Raw genomic sequence first — 17,274 nt, forward strand, 5'->3', positions numbered from 1 at the left:
GTGGCGTTTTTATTTCACAATGACTTAGCTCTGAATGACGCTATATTTAACTTACTAAGCCATTGAATGGCTTTAGCAAATAAACGACTAAGGCGCTAAGCATCCAACTTAGCCTCTGAGTCGCAGAGTGTCTTTAAGTGACTGAATACCTAGGTCACTCAGCGCAATACCAATAAGCTAAACCAGTCGCTTATTCATCATCGGCCTTGTACTCGACATAGGCTTCGCCTTTGCTGAGCCATTCTGGTGCGGGTTTACCTTTCAGATAATGGTCGAAATACTGCATCATACGAATGCTGTAATCGAGCTTGTTCGGGTACTTTTTCAAGTGATGCGGCTCATCCTCGTATTGTAAGAACACCACATCTTTACCCGCACGGCGCATAGCCAAATACATTTCAACACCTTGCTCCCATGGTACTGCATCGTCCTTATCACCAAACATGATCATCAAAGGCGTTTGAATACGGTCAGCGTAAAATACTGGTGAGTTTTCAATGTACTTTTGCGGCGCGGCAAACAAACTTGCGCCAATACGACTCTGTCCGGTTTCATACTGGAACTGACGCGCAATACCTGTGCCGTGGCGAATACCGCTATAGGCACTGGTCATGTTCGATACCGGCGCACCTGCAACCGCCGCCTTAAACATCTTAGTTTGAGTAATGGCAAACGCCGTTTGATAGCCACTCCAAGAATGACCTTGCAGCCCAATAGCATCGGGATCGGCAATGCCCATCTCAATCAGCTTTTGCACGCCAGAGGTGAGCGCTTGCACCGAACTCGCACCTGGGTAACCAATTTCAAAACGAATATCCGGTAGGAACACCGCATAGCCATTATTGATATACCAAGCAAAGTTAGGTCTGTGGTTAATGTTCATCTGCGGAAAGGCGTGCAGTCTATCCGTCATAAAGCGATAGTAATAAACCAGTACAGGATAGCGCTTACCCGCTTGATAATTCGTCGGCTTGATCAGCACGCCATCTAACGGTTTACCATCGCCATTTGTCCAGTGAACTAACTCGGATTGGCTCCAGTTAAAGGCTTGACGCTGCTTATCTAAATCCGTTTGCTTAACTGCATTTTGCGGTGCGCTATAGCTGGTCGTATATAAGTCAGGGAATAAGTCAAAACGCTCCTTAGAAAACACGATAGTATCGCCGTCTTTACTGCGTCCCAATACTGTCAGCTTATACTCACCTTGCATCAACGTCTTCACACCCGCTTCGCCCAAGGTGGCTTGATAAAAACCATCGGCCTTGGTTTTATCACTATAACCGTGGAGTAACACAGTGGCGTTATAGGCAAGTTCGGTCGGCTCATCGGGATTATCGACTAAGCCCTCAAGGCGATATTGAATTTTCTGGGTGCGCCCTTTACCTGCGGTTAGCGCAAAACCTGCCTTAGATTCAGTATTAAACTGCCAGACATCGTATTTATCGTAAACTAAGAACCCTGCGTCATCTTTAAGCCAAGGACCAAAACCGTATCCCGGCGCGCTCGAAGGATAATCATGGTCTTCATCAGCAAAGCTGACCTTCAGGGATTTTGTGAGATTAGTACGACGAGCCTCAGCAATATCGTAAAGATACACATTACCTTGCTGATAATAAGCCACATACTTGCCGTTACCCGACAAACTTGGCTCGGCATCGCTCGGCTGCTGAGTCAAAAAAGGCACTTTACTACCAGTGTTAATATCGACCAAATAATAGTCTTGATAGAAGCCCGCCCACGTCGCCATCTTACGATAGGGCAAATCTGAACTCGCCAACATAAAGCGCTTATGTTGTGAAATGGTCACATCTGGCACAGTTTTATCGCCAAGCTGCACCACGTTATTTGAGCCTAAATGCAATACCGCAAGGTAAGTGCGTTTTTGCTCATCCTCATATTGTTTGATTTCGTGGGGTTTAATCCGTGAGTCATCACCATGCCATACCTTAAGCCCGCGCTGTCCGGTAACAATATCGGCATTAAACAGGTCTTTTTCTTCGGTGACTTTCTGCAAACTAAGCTGCTGACTCACCTCTGGCACGCGGCCGAAGAACAGGCGTTCGCTGTCCAATGAGAAGCGTAAACTTGTGTGGCGATTGAGTTTCCACTCGGGTGACTCAGGGGTTTTGCTGATTTTACCCGATTGCAAATCGACCAGCGATAACTGATAGCTGCGACCATAGGGCAACTCGCTATCTTTGCCCTGCGTAAACGCTAGCCAACGACCATTTTTAGCCAGCGCTAACGCGCCAACCTGTTGGCTAGGCGAGTCAAAAGCAACGGTTTTTTGGTGGGTACGTAAATCCACTAACTGCAATTGATGCTGTTTATTGGCGATATCGTTCACCGCTAACGCAAGTCGATGGCTCCCCTTATCAAACACATAACCTGTCACTTGCTCAACATCGATGCGCTGGGTTTGACCGTCTAAACTAAGCAAAGTAAAACGGCGGCCTTGGTCAAACTTATCAACCTTTGGCTTATCCGCTTTAGCAGGAGTTTGTATGCCTGCTTCAGCGAGTTTTTCGATGGTTTTAGGCTCAGCATCTTTTTTAGACTCTTCATCGGCATCAAACCACATTGCCAAATGTTTACCGTCATCACTGAACACGAATTCCTTCACGCGCTCAAAGCGGGTTTGAGTGCCCGTTTGGGTATCGAGTAATACCATGTCAGATTTGAGTTTTTTCTTCGCCTTGGCGTCACTCGTTTCACGCGTGAGCAAACTCGGTTTGACCACCACAGCCACAAAGCGTCCATCGTGACTCACTAAAGGATCTGACCCACCCGCAATTTGATAACTTTGCTGCGACAGCACATTTTTCACAATGACGTGACTATCCCCGCGATCGGGCGCAGACTCGACCGCGATAACTTGGCCCTTATCTGAGATAACCGGTTTTTCAAGGGACTCAAAGTGCATGATGTCTGTGAGGGTGAGCGGTTTAGTGCTGGTTTCAGCCTGCACTGCAGGCAATATTCCAAGGGATAACAGCACCAGAGATGTGATAGGGATTAACTTCAATGTCTTCCTCTTTTATATATTTGTTAGACTAAAGTAGACTTTTTTAACCATTGGCTCTCCATCATGGTGAGAACCCAGTATTTTTACAAGTTATACCACATAAAAAATCGTGATATTGCTCACTATTTCCTGTGAAGTTTGACCAAAGATGGTTAAAATAATAGACAGAAAAAATACCAAATTCATAGTCCTGCTACCCAGTTAACGCTGGGGGCAGACAATTGCAGTAACGACGAACCGTGGAAGGACTTCTCCATGTCAAAAAGAACGATAACCGTAATTCCAGGTGATGGAATTGGCCCAAGTATTATTGATTCAGCCTTAAAAATTCTCGATAAAGCGGGCTGTGATTTTGAATATGAATTTGCCGATGCTGGCCTGACTGCACTCGAAAAGCAAGGCGAATTACTGCCACAACGCACCTTAGAATTAATCGAAAAAAATCGTATCACGCTAAAAGGTCCATTGACGACGCCAGTAGGTGAAGGCTTTACCTCTATCAACGTAACTTTACGTAAAAAATTCGGTCTGTACGCTAACGTGCGCCCAGTACTGTCTTTCAAAGGTACCCAAGCGCGTTACGAGAACATCGACATCATCACAGTACGTGAAAACACCGAAGGCATGTATTCTGGCCACGGCCAAAAAGTATCTGACGATGGTTTAACGGCTGAAGCGACCAGTATCGTGACTCGCCAAGGTGCCGAGCAAATCGCCACTTTCGCCTACGAACTGGCCCGCAAAGAAAACCGCAAGAAAGTCACTATCGTGCACAAAGCCAACATCATGAAGTCAACGTCAGGCCTATTCCTGAAAGTGGCCCGTGAAGTGAGCCTACGTTACCCAGACATCAAGACAGAAGAAATGATCGTCGATGCAACGTGCATGAAGTTAGTGATGAACCCAGAAAACTTCGATGTGATCGTGACGACCAACCTATTCGGTGACATTTTATCGGATCTGTGTGCCGGTTTAGTCGGTGGTTTAGGTATGGCACCAGGCGCAAACATTGGCCGTGATGCAGCGATTTTCGAAGCCGTTCACGGTAGTGCACCGGATATCGCTGGTAAAAACCTTGCAAACCCAACCTCAGTGATTTTAGCGTCTATTCAGATGCTGGAATATTTAGGTATGGCTGACAAAGCTGAGCAAATCCGTAAAGCGGTATCTGCAGTGATCGAAGAAGGCGACCGTACCACTCGCGATTTAGGCGGCACTCACGGCACAACTGACTTCACTCAAGCGGTTCTTGAGCGTCTGTGATCTCAATGCTGAGCGCGTTTAAGCCGAGTCTATAACGCGCTTGTTCAACCATAAGCTTCATAAGAAGTAAGCGCTTGAAACTCAAATGAGTAAACACGAAAAAGCCCCGAAGTTTCCTTTGGGGCTTTTTGTTATCTGGCTTTTAAATCTGCATGGCTTTAAAACTGCGTATCTTTTAAATCTGCGTGACGATTACCGTATTAGCGTACCTAAGTAACGTACGCGAGTAACGACAGCAATATCACTGCAGAGTTTCGCAGGAATTAATTCCACGCGGTATTAGGACGCAGCCATAAATGCACTGTCACTTCATCACGATCGTGATAAAGATGCTTACACTGCACTTTAAAATCGCTCACGCCATTCTCTTTAAGAATGGTCTGCATGGTCTCAAGAATGGCAGTGACTTCTTTATAGCGGCTCTTCATCGGTAATTTAAGGTTGAAAATCGCTTCCTTAAACCAACCGTTAATTGCCCAGGCTTCAATCAGTTCGGCAACGCGCGCTGGTTTCTCAACCATGTCGCACACTAGCCAATAGATATTTTTGCGCTGTGGCTCGAAACGGAAACCGTCTTCACGGTAATGCTTCACTTGGCCCGTTTCCATGAGTTTCTCATCCATGGGACCATTGTCGACAGCCGACACAAACATGCCGCGACGCACCAGTTGATAAGTCCAGCCACCTGGGCAAGCGCCCAAATCCACTGAGTTCATACCACTGCGAATACGCTCTTCTTGCTCTTCCTTAGGCACGAATTGGCCAAAGGCTTCATCGAGTTTCAGGCTAGAACGACTCGGAGCATCCGCCGCCATTTTCAGACGTGGAATACCCATAAAGTGTGGCGAGCTGTTATTGCTGTAGGAATAACCCACATAGGCACGGCCGGGTCCGATAAAACACACGTGGATAATCGGACGTTTTGGATTTTCCTGCGCGAGCAAACTGCCAGATTTTTTCAAATGCTGGCGTAAAGGCACAGTGAACTTACGGCAAAAAGCCGATAGCTCTTTCGCTTCGTTAGTATCTGGCGTTTCAACCCGCACTTCACCCGCTTTGCTGACGTCACTGAGTGCCGCCACGATTGGGCTAATTCTGTCGTTTTCAGGCAAGTCGACTAATAAGTCGCTGGCAGCAAACATCTGGCGAGCGAAAATGAGCGAATCTAAAGGCAGTTGTTTCACTAACGTATCTGCGGCGTCATCTTCAAAACATTGGTACACGACATAGGCGTCGTTATTGTTGGCCTTAACAAAGCCACCCACATTGAGCTCACCGGCTCGCTGTTGGATTTCTGCAGCGCATTCTTTTTCAAAGCCTGCGCGGCAAAATAAAAATAGGTTTTTCATGGGGATCCCTGAGAAATCCAAGCCAAAGCATTGGCTGACTATCGATTTGGGCGTCAGTATACCAATTTCAATCCACAAATGCCCTATTTGCCTACAGCGGAACCTTGAATTGCGATTGGAGAAATAAAAAAGGCTTAGGTGCGCCCTAAGCCTGTTAACTCACATTGACATTCGAGATTAAGACTCGTGACCGTCAATGACTTTATGGCGCCATACCGCGGCAGCAAATAATAACCAGCCGAGTAAGAAACACCCACCGCCCATCGGCGTAACAGGGCCAAGCCACTTAGTGCCGAACAATGCCAGTCCGTATAACGAGCCAGAAAACAACACTATGCCTGCAATAAACAAATACGCCGACCAATCCAATAAACGTGAGGTTAACCATTGGCCCGAAAAGGCAACCATGATTAAGGCGAAGGTATGGTAGAAATGGTATTGCACCCCAAGATTAAACACGTCAATCAAATCCGGTGGTGCGACTGCTTTTAAACCATGAGCACCAAAAGCCCCTAAGGCGACGGCTAAGAATCCGCTCACGGCGGCGAGTAACAATAGACCTTTACGCATTTAACTCTCCTGCTGGAATGGGCTTAGCTCATTCAACATTCATTCGCTCAACATTAAGCTAACCAATAAAATCGCTAGATAAATCAATGGCACGTGCAAGGTTAGCCGCTTCAGTGGTGCCTGACGACTTTCTTGGGACAAAACTATGATCACCGTCGGTTATCCAAGCCAATTCTATCTCTGCCTTCAAGGGCCAATTTGGGATCTGCTCTTTGCCACCAAACTTATCCCGCTCGCCCTGTACGACTAATACTGGGACTTGGCATTCATTCAAAGGTTCCAATCTAGGCTCACCGCCTTTAAGTGGCACAAAGGGGTAACCTAAACAAATGACTCTATCGATGCGCGCCGCTAATGCGGGATCGCAGGCTAATAACGCTGCCATACGTCCGCCCATGGATTTGCCCATCAGTACGACACGCTCGACCTTAGGTTGTGAATGGGCTATATCGAGCATCTGTGTAAAACACGCGAGCAATTTAGGCGCGCGGTCCGGTGGACGCCGTTTACCATCGACGGCATTGGCCTGCATATAGGGAAAATTAAAACGCATCACTTGGTAGCCCTTAGCCACAAGCCCCGCCGACATGGCCTGCATAAACTCAGAGTCCATGTTAGCGCCCGCGCCGTGGGCCAATAAAATCATTGTGCTCGCAGGCTCACCCTCTAATACAAAACTTGGCTTATCCGGGCAACAACTCACTACGCGACTCCTCAGCAAACATATCTAACATCCATTCGCGAAACGCGACGACCTTACCAAGTTCAGCGTGATTCTGCTGGCAAACCAAGTAGTAAGCATCTTTACTGACCAAGACTTCTTGGAATGGGCACACAAGACGCCCCGCTTTTATATCGGGACGCGCCAGTACGCTGTAACCTAAAGCCACGCCTTGACCATGGGCCGCCGCCTGCAATACCAAGGACGAATGACTGAAGATCGGGCCTTGGTTCACATTAATATCGTTAATCCCACATTGTCTAAACCACGCCTGCCAATCGTGACGATTCATATCATGTAATAGTGTGTGATATTTTAAATCGCTCGGTTTTGACAGCGGCTTAGGACCATTGAGTAACATGGGCGAACACACAGGAATGAGCACTTCGTTTCTGAGCTTATCGGCGCGCAGACCAGGCCAATTGCCTAGACCATAATAAATGGCCACATCCACATCATCGGTTAATGAGCTCGCTTCGGTATCGACGGCTTTAATACGCACGTCGATATCGGGATTTTTCTCACTGAACTTTGCCAAACGCGGCACTAACCATTGAATTGCAAAACTGGGCGACATACTGACCGTTAGCGAACCAATCGCGCTGCGGGCGAGTAATCGGTCGGTAGCATCGGCGAGTTGAATAAAGATGTCTTTGATGTCGAGGAAGTAGCTCTGCCCTTCTTCAGTTAAAAGCAAAGAGCGGTTCTTTCGGCGAAATAATTTTAATCCGAGGAAATCTTCTAATGCCTTTATTTGATGGCTCACCGCAGCCTGCGTAACAAACAATTCTTCTGCTGCGCGCGTAAAGCTCAAATGCCGCGCGGCTGCCTCAAATGCTTTAACCGCATTAAGCGGTGGTAATCGTCTGGACATAGTGATCTCAGTCTCGTTTTTTAATTAGTTTTTCCAATCCGTATTGTTACATTTAATCGTTTGTAAAGGCCAGTGATTTTGGTTAAATTTTGCGCCATTGAAACAGCGGTATCCACGAAACACTTATATCTATGAAACACCCTAGTTGGACAATCTCAAAGTTGGTGATGGGAATGTCTGACAGCGTTAATTTGTCAGCCCGGAGGCGACTATGTTTAATTTAAAATCAGCGTTTGCGTTAGCGATAATTTCGGCACTCAGCTTAAATGCCAGTGCTAATGTACTCGTTGACGAAATCGTCATCGATACTAGCGACTTACAAGCTAGTATCACTGCAGACTTAACTGCTGCAATGAATAAAATGCACCAAGAAGTGCTACAAGAAGCCACGCTATTGATTGCCGCAGATGATGTCGCATCAAATCAGCAAGTCGTTAAGCCTAACAGCTTATAAGACAACACCAATTTAGGTTTTCACCACGAAGACCAAAAGAAAAAGCCGCATTAATATGCGGCTTTTTTGTATTCAATCTCTATGGGTACTTCCCACTGACAAGACATGTCAGTGGGCAAGTTTGCATGGATTTATGGGCGATACACTTTGACGTTAGTGTAGCCTTGCTCGATTAAATACAATGCCTGCAATTTACTCATCACCCCACGCTCACAATACAGCAAATAGGTTTTTTGCTTATCGAGATCGGCAAATTGAGTCGCTAACTTGAAGAATGGGATACGTTTAATCTCAATGCCTTCAATTTGCAACGGTTTGCTTTCCTCTTCTTCAGGGGCGCGAATATCAATGACCACTTGGTTGGTATCAATACTGGCGACCGTTTCAGTCTCAGTAATCCGAGTATCCATTTGTTCTGCGATCTCCCTGATATCAATAGTGACAGACTGGGCGATGATTTGATCGATCAAATCTTCAGAGAACTTCTTCTCTTCCGCTTCAACTTTAGCTAATACCGCTTTAACTGTTGGCTTTTGCGAAATCACGCCGCAATATTCAGGCATCGACTTGGCAAAATCTTCGGTGCCGATTTTACGGCTCTCGTTGATAATGTCTTGTTTATCCATGGCAATCAGCGGACGTAAAATCAGCAGCTCAGTACAGCGGTCAATCACGTTTAAGTTGGTCAGCGTTTGGCTAGAGACTTGGCCTAAACTTTCACCGGTCACCAAGGCTTGAATGCCCATACGGTCGGCAATACGCGCCGCAGTGCGCATCATCATACGCTTGAGCACAACGCCCATTTGGCCATTATCGATACGCTCTAAAATCTCAGCGACCACAGGCTCAAAAGGCACAGAGATAAACTTCACCTTATGGGATTCGCCGTAGGTTTTCCACAAATGGTAAGCCACTTGTTTAACACCAATTTCGTGCTGTGCGCCGCCAAGATTGAAGAAGCAGTAATGGGTACGCGCGCCCTTTTTGATAAACTGATAGCTAGACACACCAGAGTCAAAACCACCTGAAATCAAAGACAACACATCTTCCTGAGTCGCCATCGGGAAACCACCTAAGCCTTCAATACGCTTAGTGACCATGTAAAGATTATCGCGTTCAATTTCAAGGTTAACAGTAATATCGGGATTCTTTAAACGCACGCCTAAAGCATCGGTAAACTGATTTAAGCCGCCGCCGACGTAACGCTCCACTTCGATAGAATTAAAATCGTGATCGCCAGTGCGCTTCACTCGCACGCAGAAGGTTTTACCCGCGAGTTGGTCACGGTAAACAGGCAAGACTTGCTGATAAATATCGTCCACAGATTCAAAGCTGTACTCATCCACTTGCACTACGTGTGCAATGCCAGGAATACACGCCAGACGCTCACCGAAGGCTTGTGCCAATTCAGGCTTATCCTTTGGCACCATTACCATAATGCGGTCCCACTGACGTTGAACTTTAGCGTCTTCGTCGACTTTTTTGAGCACATTACGTATGTTGGTTTCAAGCATTTTGGTGAAGCGCATCCTTACGGGTTTGCTCTTCATCATGATTTCTGGGTACAGCTTTACAATAAACTTCATGGGATTTCCGCGGGCAATTTTAAAACAGCAAAATTGGTTAAAAGAATAATCGGGGGATTATATACCCAAGCGACCTAAAAATGCGAGTTTCAGCGCGCATCGCAAACAGCCACACAAGCCACATTCATGGCGGATTAATGGCATATTAGTGATTAAGTCACGACGGGATTTTTAAGCGAATTCGGTTGGGATAATGTCAGTGAAGCCTATTCACTGAGTTAAAATTGCTCTGTTTGAAATGAGTTATTTGAGATGAATTATTTGATATACGTCGTGGAGGTAAGCTTGAAGGAAGCTTAGGGATTACACACTCTCTGCGATTGGCGTAAAGCCCAAATGGATTCAAACCAACCACAGCGCTTTGATGCACAAAGCGTTAGCAAAAAAAGGGAAAGTCCACATTCGCCCAATAAAAAAGCCGCAACAGGATTGCGGCTTTAGTTTCAGTGAATACCAAGCTACCTAAGGCGAATTACCAACCTGAATTTCATCAGATTCCTTCGCTTTACCTTGCTCAATGGCAATTTCCACCCTGCGGTTACGGGCACGATTCTCCGGTGAATCGTTTGGCACTATCGGGTTATTAGACGCCATGCCAACCACTTTCATCCGTTTAGAATCAAAGCCTTTAACTTGTACTAACTCGTGGGCCACAGCCACAGCGCGTTTGCTGGATAAATCCCAGTTAGAGCTATAAAGCTCATCGCTGATTTGCATATCATCCGTGTAACCCGATACGGTAATAATCCCCGGCACATCTTTTAGCAGTTCGCCAACAGAGCGCACCACAGGCTTAAATCGTGGTTGAAGGAAGCCCGAACCAGAGGCAAATGCGCCCTTCTCACGGATACGGATAATAATCTGCTGACCTAAGGACTCAATTTCAATCGCACCATCGGTGATCTCTTTATTGAGCTCCTGCGCCATCTTCTTCACTTCTTGATTGATCTTATCCTGCGCCGCTGCCGCTTCGGCTTTAACCGCATCGGCCACTTCCTGCGCCGTTGCAGTGGCTTCACCGCCACGCTGAGAACCACTTTGCTGCTGAACGCCACCAGCACTGTCGTCTTCACCCGCTTGGTAATCCAATACAGGTTCCGTCATTTCATTGGTTTGCTGGTTGATAATTTCAATCGGCGTGGGATCGGGACGTCCAGGTCTAAATTCTAAGGCAATAACAGACGTCCCTTTCGGGATATCTTTGACTTCCACCTTATTTTGCACACCAAAGGCATACTTCATTGAGCCCGCGATCTGCTTAAACTTCATTACGTCCATTTCGGAAAATGACAATAACAACACGAAGAAACACATCAACAGCGACATCAAGTCAGCAAAGGTCGCCAACCACATCGGTGCTCCGGCCGGTGGACAGTTGCACTTAGCCTTAGCCATGGGCTACTCTCCGTCCGTTGTATCTATTTTGCGATTTTTCTCAGCCAGATAATTTTTCAAGAAGCCTTCAATCACCCGTGGGTTTTGTCCGTCTTGAATCGCCAATACCGCATCCATAATCAAGTTACGGTTCAGCATTTCTTCACCCATCCTAAGCGTTAACTTATCCGCGATAGGAAGACAAACCATGTTGGCGACCATAGCGCCGTATAAGGTGGTTAACAAGGCCACCGCCATCGAGGGGCCGATGGATTTAGGATCTGACATGTTTGACAGCATGGCCACAAGACCCACCAGCGTACCAATCATGCCCATTGCCGGACCTACGTCACCAAACGCTCTAAAAATGCCGATCCCAGTACGATGGCGCTCTTCGGTCAGCGCAATATCCTTCTCTAAGGCCGCGCGCACCACTTCACCATCGTGACCATCAACAAGCATGTCGACGGCTTTTTGCATAAAGCTGTTAGTAATCTGCGCTTCTTCTAAGGCTAAAAAACCGCCTTTACGGGCGGCATCAGCCATAGTCACGGACTGTTCAATCAAATCTTCTGGCTTATCAATCTTAAAAATAAACGCTTTTGCGGCGATTTTTACCGCGCCAAAAAACTGTTTAAGAGTGAACTTCATCATCACCACGAAGAAGGACCCACCGAAAACAATAAGAATCGAGGGTACATCAACGAAAATCATTAAACCGCCGCTGGTGGCCATTGCCCCGAGGATAAAACCAAAGGCACCCACAATTCCAATTACTGTTGCTAAATCCACAACGGCTCCTCAATTTTCGTAATAAACGACATAATACTTACCCTAGGTAAGCAATAACACTCAGTTGTTCCACTGAGTAAGATAATCCCACCGACACACATGCGAGCCTTGTCTATCCAGTTAAAAATTACCATACAAATGATGATACTATTGTCAGTTATCGGACACACACTAAGCAAGTTTAGCGACAATTTATATTTTCTGAAAAAATTTCAGTAACAAAGCGTGCTATTGAGCAAATATCTTTAGTCTGAATTTGACCCTAAAGCCGCCCTGATATACCTTGTGTCCGCTAAATCAAAGGAAGCATAAACGTGGCGAAGAAACCCGAAAATCTCAGTTTTGAAGAATCCCTTGGCGAACTCGAGCGCATTGTTGCCGATCTAGAACAAGGCGATATCTCCCTCGATGACGCGTTAAAACAATTTGAACGTGGCATCAATCTGGTTCGAAATAGCCAAGCAAAACTCGAACAAGCCCAACAAAAAGTGGCCATTTTACTGAAACAAGATGAAAATGCGCCCCTATCCCCCTATGCCGTTGAGGGCGAATAAGCGTGTTAGTCAGTGCCATTCAAGAATATCAACAACGGGTTGATAATCAATTAAAACAGCGTTTTAGTACGCTTGAAGATACCGCTCCCCAATTAAAAGCCGCCATGACTTACGGCGCATTATTGGGTGGCAAACGCATTCGACCTTTCCTCGTATACAGTGTCGGACACATGTTTGGGGTCGAGCTCGAAAAATTAGATGCCTGCGCCGCAGCCATTGAATGTATCCATGCTTATTCATTGATCCACGATGATTTACCCGCCATGGATGATGATGAGCTGCGCCGTGGTCAGCCCACTGTGCATATCGCCTTTGATGAAGCGACCGCCATTTTAGCGGGGGATGCACTGCAGACCTTAGCCTTTGAAATTGTCACCGAAGCGGTAGCAGGGATCAGCAGCGAGCAACATATCGCTATGGTCAGAGTACTAGCAAAAGCCTCAGGTTATCGTGGCATGTGTGGCGGCCAAGCGATAGACTTAGCCTCAACCGATAAACATATTGATCTTAAAGCATTAACTCAGCTACATAATATGAAAACTGGCGCCCTTATCAGTTGCGCCGTTGAGTTAGCATTAATCGCCGCAAACGCGCCAAAAGATCAGTATGCTGCTATGATGGATTTTGCCCGTGCGGTCGGACTCGCCTTCCAAGTACAAGACGATATCCTTGACATAGTAGCCACCACCGAAGAACTCGGTAAGCCGCAAGGCTCTGATACTGAATCGAATAAGAGTACGTTTCCACAACTACTTGGACTACAAGGTGCACAAGACACCGCCAAACAACTGATCCAAGAGGCACTATCAGCGCTGGCTAAATTGCCATACAATAGCCAGTTAATTGCAGACTTCGCCCGCTATATCATTGAGCGAAGAATATAATAAGAGTCGAAGTATCTCGCTATGAGTTTGGACATTTCTCAGTTTCCCGTGTTGGCGCAGGCCAACACCCCCAATGAACTCCGCCAGCTTCCTCAGGCACTTTTACCACAAGTAGCCGACGAACTGCGCGAGTTCCTTCTTAAGTCTGTTGGCATGTCCAGCGGACATTTTGCCTCTGGGCTCGGCACAGTGGAACTCACTGTTGCGTTGCACTATGTCTACAACACCCCTTTTGATCGGCTGATTTGGGATGTGGGCCATCAGGCTTATCCCCATAAAATTCTCACGGGTCGTCGCGACAAGATGCACACCATTCGCCAAAAAGATGGCTTGCATCCTTTCCCATGGCGTGAAGAAAGTGAATACGACACTTTCAGCGTTGGGCATTCAGGCACGTCTATCAGCGCCGCACTGGCGATGGCGATTGCCGCAGAAAAAGAACAAGCGGGTCGTAAAGTTGTTGCCGTGATCGGTGATGGCGCCATGACTGGTGGTATGGTGTTTGAAGCCATGAACCACGCAGGCGACTTACACAATGACATGCTCGTGGTACTGAACGACAACGAAATGTCGATCTCTGAAAATGTCGGCGCCCTCAATAACCATTTAGCCCAACTGATGTCAGGCCGTTTCTACACTACGCTGCGCGAAGGCGGCAAGAAAGTATTGAAAGGCATGCCCGTCATCAAAGAAATGGCCAAACGCACTGAGGAACACCTCAAGGGCATGGTCGTTCCTGGCACGCTATTTGAGGAGTTAGGTTTCAACTATATCGGTCCTATCGACGGCCACGATGTTGATGCTCTGGTCGAGACCATGCGTAATATGCGCAATCTGAAAGGTCCACAGGTGCTGCACATCATGACGAAGAAAGGTCGTGGTTATGAACCTGCTGAAAAAGATCCTATCGGTTGGCATGCCGTACCTAAGTTTGACCCGTCGCTGTTTAAAAAGCCGGCCACCAAACCCGGTTTACCGACCTTTTCCCAAGTCTTCGGCAAATGGTTATGCGACATCGCTGAGCAAGATGAGAAAGTATTAGCCATTACTCCTGCGATGCGCGAAGGCTCGGGTATGGTTGAGTTTTCCCAGCGTTTCCCGAAACAATATTTCGATGCGGCGATTGCCGAGCAGCATGCAGTAACTTTAGCCGCTGGTTTTGCCTGTGAAGGTTTCAAGCCTGTAGTCGCGATTTACTCGACCTTCCTGCAACGCGCCTACGATCAACTTATTCATGATGTGGCGCTACAGCAATTACCGGTATTGTTCGCTATCGATCGCGGCGGTATTGTCGGTGCAGATGGTCCAACTCACCAAGGTGCATTCGATTTAAGCTTTATGCGTTGCATCCCCAACATGGTGATCATGGCGCCGTCGGATGAAAACGAATGTCGTCAAATGCTCTACACTGGCTATTGCTATGATGCGGGTCCAAGTGCAGTGCGTTATCCAAGGGGCAGTGCTACGGGAGCGATGCAAGTCGAAGCGATGACGGCATTACCGATTGGTAAAGGCGTGATCAAACGTGTGGGCAAGCGCATTGCCATTCTCAACTTTGGCACCTTGTTAGCCTCGGCGTTAACCGCTGCCGAAAGCTTAGATGCAACGGTTGTCGATATGCGCTTTGTAAAACCGCTCGATGTTGATTTAGTCAAAGAGATGGCGCAAACCCACGAAGTGCTCATCACTGTGGAAGAAAATGCCATCATGGGCGGCGCAGGTACTGGCGTACTTGAACAGCTTCAAAAGCTGCGAATGCCCAAGGACGTGCTTCAAATTGGTTTGCCTGATGAATTTATCAAACATGGCTCACCCGAGGAAGTTACCCATGACTTGCAACTGGATGCCGAAGGCATACTGGCGCAAATCAATGCTTATCTAGCGCAATAAGCGATTCAATAGATGGCGGCGTAATAGAGCGAGAACTCGGTCAAGTACTGCTGACCGATTCTGTTTGCCGATTCTGTTTGCCGATTCAGATTTCGCCCATAAAAAAAGGACTGCAATTGCAGTCCTTTTTTGTTGCTGTGTGTTAGAACAGCGGCCTAACCAATAAAGCTTAAGCTTCGATATCTATCGTTGCGCTTTCTTGGTTAGGGCCACCCTGTGACACCATTACCATAGCAGGGCGCAGCAAGCGACTGTTCAGCTCATAACCCTTTTGCATCACCAACATCACAGTGTTCGCAGGGAACTCGGCACTTGGCTGCATACCAATCGCTTGATGTTGATCAGGGTTAAATGACTGACCTTGTGGATCAATCTGCTTAACACCAAATTTAGCCACCGCAGTGAGTAAGCTTTTTTGAGTTAACTCAACACCTTGATAAATCGCTTTCGTCGCTTCATCTTCAGGGTTAGTCCCCATCAATGCACGCTCCATGTTATCAAGCACTGGCAAAAGTTCATTGGCGAACTTTTCCAAGGCAAACTTGTTCGCCTTTTCCACATCCATTGCGGCACGACGACGAATATTGTCGACTTCGGCTGCGGCGCGGATAACTGAATCCTTCTGCTCTTCAACTTTCGCCAAAGCTTCAGCGAGTAACTGTTCCAGCTCTTCAATACGGAAATTGGCCTGGGTAAGCTCATCGATCAGACTTGCTTCTGCGGTAGATACTTCAGACTCTACACCCTCTTGGATCAGATCCTGTTCTGCTTTAATCGATTCGTTGCTCATTTTCACTCCAGCTAAAAATGCTTTGTTTCTGAAATACTCTGGGCATATTATGGGGATCAATTTTGACGTTTCAAGGCCTAAGGCCAGATCTAGCATAAATATGACCACAAAGTTTCATACTATCGGCCTTATCGGCAAACCTCATCACCAAGGGACCAACCAAACCTTAAAACGTCTGCATCATTGGCTGACAATGCAAGGCTTTGAAGTCTTAGTGGAAGAGCGTGTTGCTACCGAACTAGGGCCCAATATCGAGGCGGTCGATTTGCTAGAAATTGGCGCGCGCTGCGACTTAGCCATAGTCGTCGGTGGTGACGGTAACATGCTTGGCGCCGCTCGGGTATTAGCCCGCTTCGATTTAGGCGTGATTGGCGTTAACCGCGGCAATTTAGGCTTTTTAACCGATCTGCCGCCCGATGCCTTTGAAGAAGCCCTCGCTAAGGTACTCGACGGTGAGTTCGATACCGAGCATAGATTCTTACTCGAAGCCGAAGTCTATCGCCACGGTATGCTCAAGGCGAGCAATACCGCCGTCAACGAAGCCGTACTCCATCCGGGTAAAATTGCCCACATGATTGAGTTTGAGGTCTATATTGACGATCAATTTATGTACAGCCAGCGTGCCGACGGCATGATAGTGTCAACACCAACCGGTTCGACGGCTTATGCCCTCTCCGCTGGCGGCGCTATCCTGACGCCTAATTTACAGGCCCTGATTTTAGTGCCTATGTTCCCGCACACTTTGTCGTGTCGCCCGATTGTCGTCGATGCCTGCAGCACGATAAAAATGGTTGTGTCACCCGAAAATGGCGAGAACCTCGAAGTCAGCTGTGATGGCCATGTGCATTTAGCCGTGTTACCGGGCGATGAAATCATAGTGCGCCGCAGCTCTGAACGTTTACGGCTTATTCATCCTAAAGGTCACAATTATTTCCACGTGCTGCGAACAAAATTAGGCTGGGGCAGCAAGTTGTTTTAAGCCTGCGCATATTTGTCCTATTTCCCATCATGGGTCCTATTTCTATAACTTACCCAATTACCCTATTAAAGAGACGTATTCCGTCTCTTTTTTATTTTGTAAATATTCCCATAGAAATGGCGGCTAAAGACGAGAAGCTCTTTTTGAGTTTGTTGAAAGAGAAGTATAC

Annotated in this window: 15 protein-coding genes; 6 read left to right on the forward strand and 9 right to left on the reverse strand. The window is 47.1% G+C overall.

Going from position 1 to position 17,274, the window contains the following annotated elements:
* Positions 1-190: 190 nt before the first annotated feature.
* Positions 191-3,025 carry a S9 family peptidase gene (locus K5Q99_RS09715; RefSeq protein WP_220776742.1) on the reverse strand — a complete coding sequence of 945 codons (2,835 nt, stop codon included), beginning with the start codon at positions 3,023-3,025 and terminating at the stop codon, positions 191-193.
* Positions 3,026-3,280: 255 nt separating this feature from the next.
* Between K5Q99_RS09715 and K5Q99_RS09720 the strand changes: the two genes are divergently transcribed.
* Positions 3,281-4,288, forward strand: coding sequence for an isocitrate dehydrogenase (locus tag K5Q99_RS09720; protein WP_106651128.1), 1,008 nt, complete (start codon positions 3,281-3,283; stop codon positions 4,286-4,288).
* A 263-nt stretch (positions 4,289-4,551) separates the two neighbouring features.
* Here K5Q99_RS09720 and rlmM read toward each other — a convergent pair whose 3' ends face one another.
* From rlmM to K5Q99_RS09740, 4 genes are all read right to left on the reverse strand, one after another.
* A complete protein-coding gene (rlmM, locus tag K5Q99_RS09725; RefSeq protein ID WP_012088667.1) occupies positions 4,552-5,637 on the reverse strand; it encodes a 23S rRNA (cytidine(2498)-2'-O)-methyltransferase RlmM in 1,086 nt (361 codons plus the stop codon).
* A 177-nt stretch (positions 5,638-5,814) separates the two neighbouring features.
* Positions 5,815-6,207 (reverse strand): DUF423 domain-containing protein, encoded by a 393-nt coding sequence (locus tag K5Q99_RS09730; RefSeq protein ID WP_006080891.1) that lies wholly within the window; start codon positions 6,205-6,207, stop codon positions 5,815-5,817.
* 58 nt (positions 6,208-6,265) lie between these two features.
* Positions 6,266-6,910, reverse strand: coding sequence for an alpha/beta family hydrolase (locus K5Q99_RS09735; protein ID WP_220776743.1), 645 nt, complete (start codon positions 6,908-6,910; stop codon positions 6,266-6,268).
* Entirely contained in the window at positions 6,891-7,802 is a 912-nt protein-coding gene (locus K5Q99_RS09740; protein WP_006080889.1) for a transcriptional regulator GcvA, read from the reverse strand. The genes K5Q99_RS09735 and K5Q99_RS09740 overlap by 20 nt, the downstream gene beginning before the upstream one ends.
* Before the next feature lie 211 nt (positions 7,803-8,013).
* Between K5Q99_RS09740 and K5Q99_RS09745 the strand changes: the two genes are divergently transcribed.
* On the forward strand, positions 8,014-8,256 hold the full coding sequence (locus tag K5Q99_RS09745) for a hypothetical protein (RefSeq protein ID WP_006080888.1): 243 nt from the start codon (positions 8,014-8,016) through the stop codon (positions 8,254-8,256).
* A 131-nt stretch (positions 8,257-8,387) separates the two neighbouring features.
* Here K5Q99_RS09745 and thiI read toward each other — a convergent pair whose 3' ends face one another.
* From thiI to pomA, 3 genes are all read right to left on the reverse strand, one after another.
* The gene (gene thiI / locus K5Q99_RS09750; protein WP_006080887.1) at positions 8,388-9,842 is read right to left on the reverse strand and encodes a tRNA uracil 4-sulfurtransferase ThiI; all 1,455 of its coding nucleotides are present in this window, start codon (positions 9,840-9,842) and stop codon (positions 8,388-8,390) included.
* Between the two features lie 462 nt (positions 9,843-10,304).
* Positions 10,305-11,237 (reverse strand): flagellar motor protein MotB, encoded by a 933-nt coding sequence (locus K5Q99_RS09755; protein ID WP_006080886.1) that lies wholly within the window; start codon positions 11,235-11,237, stop codon positions 10,305-10,307.
* A gap of 3 nt (positions 11,238-11,240) precedes the next feature.
* Positions 11,241-12,008, reverse strand: coding sequence for a flagellar motor protein PomA (pomA, locus tag K5Q99_RS09760; protein WP_006080885.1), 768 nt, complete (start codon positions 12,006-12,008; stop codon positions 11,241-11,243).
* A 314-nt stretch (positions 12,009-12,322) separates the two neighbouring features.
* Between pomA and xseB the strand changes: the two genes are divergently transcribed.
* The 3 genes from xseB to dxs are packed head-to-tail and all read left to right on the forward strand — an operon-like array spanning position 12,323 to position 15,336.
* The gene (gene xseB / locus K5Q99_RS09765) at positions 12,323-12,562 is read left to right on the forward strand and encodes an exodeoxyribonuclease VII small subunit (RefSeq protein WP_006080884.1); all 240 of its coding nucleotides are present in this window, start codon (positions 12,323-12,325) and stop codon (positions 12,560-12,562) included.
* Positions 12,563-12,564: 2 nt separating this feature from the next.
* Positions 12,565-13,446: a (2E,6E)-farnesyl diphosphate synthase gene (ispA, locus tag K5Q99_RS09770; protein ID WP_220590785.1), complete on the forward strand. Its 882-nt coding sequence runs from the start codon at positions 12,565-12,567 to the stop codon at positions 13,444-13,446.
* Positions 13,447-13,467: 21 nt separating this feature from the next.
* Positions 13,468-15,336, forward strand: a complete 1,869-nt coding sequence (gene dxs / locus K5Q99_RS09775) for a 1-deoxy-D-xylulose-5-phosphate synthase (RefSeq protein ID WP_220776744.1) — start codon at positions 13,468-13,470, stop codon at positions 15,334-15,336.
* A gap of 169 nt (positions 15,337-15,505) precedes the next feature.
* On the opposite strand, the gene grpE is transcribed toward dxs, so the two are convergent.
* Positions 15,506-16,126, reverse strand: a complete 621-nt coding sequence (grpE, locus tag K5Q99_RS09780) for a nucleotide exchange factor GrpE (RefSeq protein WP_028760692.1) — start codon at positions 16,124-16,126, stop codon at positions 15,506-15,508.
* 100 nt (positions 16,127-16,226) lie between these two features.
* Here grpE and nadK point away from each other — a divergent pair, with 100 nt between their 5' ends.
* Positions 16,227-17,105 (forward strand): NAD(+) kinase, encoded by an 879-nt coding sequence (gene nadK, locus K5Q99_RS09785; RefSeq protein ID WP_106651138.1) that lies wholly within the window; start codon positions 16,227-16,229, stop codon positions 17,103-17,105.
* Positions 17,106-17,274: the final 169 nt, after the last annotated feature.

Source organism: Shewanella hafniensis (genome assembly GCF_019655335.1).
Taxonomy (GTDB): domain Bacteria; phylum Pseudomonadota; class Gammaproteobacteria; order Enterobacterales; family Shewanellaceae; genus Shewanella; species Shewanella hafniensis.